At 72.1% G+C, this 2,247-nt stretch carries 2 protein-coding genes and 1 pseudogene; all 3 read left to right on the plus strand.

Annotation, left to right across the window (positions count from 1 at the left end):
• Window positions 1-278, plus strand: a 278-nt coding sequence (locus AB0G02_RS36020; protein WP_360803691.1) for an FAD-dependent oxidoreductase, incomplete at its 5' end; no start/stop codon positions are given.
• Between the two features lie 119 nt (window positions 279-397).
• Window positions 398-550: pseudogene (locus AB0G02_RS36025) on the plus strand (thiamine pyrophosphate-binding protein); the annotation flags it as partial.
• 58 nt (window positions 551-608) lie between these two features.
• Complete coding sequence (locus AB0G02_RS36030) at window positions 609-2,111, plus strand: thiamine pyrophosphate-dependent enzyme (protein ID WP_360803694.1); 1,503 nt, start codon at window positions 609-611, stop codon at window positions 2,109-2,111.
• Window positions 2,112-2,247 lie beyond the last annotated feature (136 nt).

The following is a 2,247-nucleotide window of genomic DNA, read 5'->3' on the forward strand; positions in this document are numbered from 1 at the left end:
GGCTGCGCAACCCGTACGCCTTCGGCGAGGCCGCCGTCTACACCCCGCACCAGATGACCAGCTTCCACCTCGACGTGGGCAAGCCCGAGGGACCGCTGCACTTCGCCGGCGAGCACGTCTCGCTCAAGCACGCCTGGGTCGAGGGCGCCGTCGAGACCGCCGTGCGCGCGGCCATGGCCGTCAACGACGCGCCCGCACCGGCGCTGCACGCGGCGGACGTGCCCACGCGGCGACAACCCGTGGAGGACGAGGCGCGGGCGGAGGTGCCGATCCCGTGACCACCACGACCGGCACCACCACCAAGGCGGCCACCACCACCGGCAGGACCGGCACGACCACCGTGGCCGGCTACCTCGCGACCAGGCTGTCGCAGCTGGGCATCGGCCACGTCTTCGGCGTGCCCGGCAACCACCTCGGCCCGTTCCTGACCGCCCTGGAGGACTTCCCGCAGCTGCACTGGGTCGGCACCCCGACCGAGGTCGGCGCGGGCTACGCCGCCGACGCCTACGCCTGGGTGCGCCCGGGTCCCCGCGTCGGCGCGGCCGCCTGCACCTACGGCGTGGGCGCGTTCAACCTCCTCAACCCGCTCGGCGGGGCCTACGTCGAACGTGCCGATCATCGCGATCAACGCCTCGCCCACCTCAGAGCAGTGGCTGAACTTCCAGGCCGTCGGCCTGCTCACCTCGCACATGAGCACGCGGCGCGAGAGCAACCTGGACGTGTACCGGCAGGTCACCGTGGACGCCCAGGTCATCACCAACCCCGGCCTCGCGCCCCGCCAGGTCGACACGGCCATCGTGGCCTGCCTGACCGAGCAGCGCCCGGTCTACCTGGAGGTCATGGAGGACGTCTGGGACGCGACCTGCCCCGCGCCGGTGGGCGTGCTCGCCGCCGAACCCCGGCCGTTCACCCCGAAGAACGAGACCATGCTGACCAAGTCGGTCAAGGCCGCCGTCGCGCTCGTCGGGCAGCTCGGCACGCCCGTGCTGTGGGCAGGCGAGGAGGTCGACCGCTTCGACCTGGCCGAGCAGTTCCTCAGCCTGGTGGAGGAGACCGGGATCCCGTTCGCCACCACCATCGGCGGCAAGGCCGTGGTCTCCGAGGACCACCCGTCGTTCCTCGGCGTCTACAACGGCAAGGCCAGCACGCCCGAGGTCTACCGGGCGTTCCAGGAGGTCGCCAAGGTCCGCATCGGCATCGGGTCCTGGGCCACCTCGAAGAACCTCGGCGGCGCGCAGCACATCGGCTCCGACTGGATCGTGGCCGCCCGCGACGGCGTCAGCGTCGGCCCCTACTACTACCCCGGCGTGCCCCTCGACCGCTTCACCACGGCGCTGCGCGACGCCCTGGTGCGCGAGTTCGGGGCCGGTCACTTCACCGGCGACTACTACGCCCGCGGGCACGCGGCGGGCCTGGACGTCCCGGAGAGCACGGCCGCCCGGCACGCCGACCTCGGTGACGACTGCGGTCGGACCCTGACCTACGACAGCCTGTTCTGCCGCGTCACGAGGTTCCTGCGCGAGCACCCCGACCGGTTCACCGTGGTCTCGGACGCCGGGTTCGCGCTGCTCGGCTCGATGGACCTGCACATCGCGGAGAAGGACACCTACTTCGCCCAGAACAGCTGGCTGTCCATCGGCTACTCGGTGGGCGCCACCACCGGGGTCGCCCTGGCCCGCCCGGACCGCCGACCGCTGGTGTTCGTCGGTGACGGCTCGTTCCAGGAGACCGCGCAGGAGGTGTCCACCCACGTCCGCCCGGGCCTCAAGCCGGTGATCTTCGTGCTGGACAACGACGGGTTCTACGGCATCGAGCAGATGCTGGTGGAGCCGTGCTTCTACACCAAGCCGCCGACCCGGCCCGCGGACTACTACAACGTCCTGCACCCGTGGAACTACGACCAGCTGGACAAGGTCTTCGGCTCGGAGAAGACCCCCATGACGGGGTACGACGTCACGGACGTCGCGGAGCTGGACGGGGTGCTGAACGCCATCGGCGGCACCACCGACCAGGAGGAATCGGGACCTGTCGTGGTCCGCGTCCGCCTGAACCGGTCGGACTACCCGAGGGCCATCGGCTACAAGGTCAGCGAGTGCGGTCCGCAGAGGTAGTGCCGCCGCCGCGTCCCCGGTGATCCGTCCCGTGGGGGCCGCCCCCCCCCGCGGGGGGGGGGCGGCCGGCCCCCCGCCCCGGGTGGAGCCCGTAAGTTGCGGTCGGGGGATCCGGCCCCCCCCGCCCGCGCGACCC

Source organism: Actinosynnema sp. NPDC023658 (assembly GCF_040639995.1).
Classification (GTDB): Bacteria; Actinomycetota; Actinomycetes; order Mycobacteriales; family Pseudonocardiaceae; genus Actinosynnema.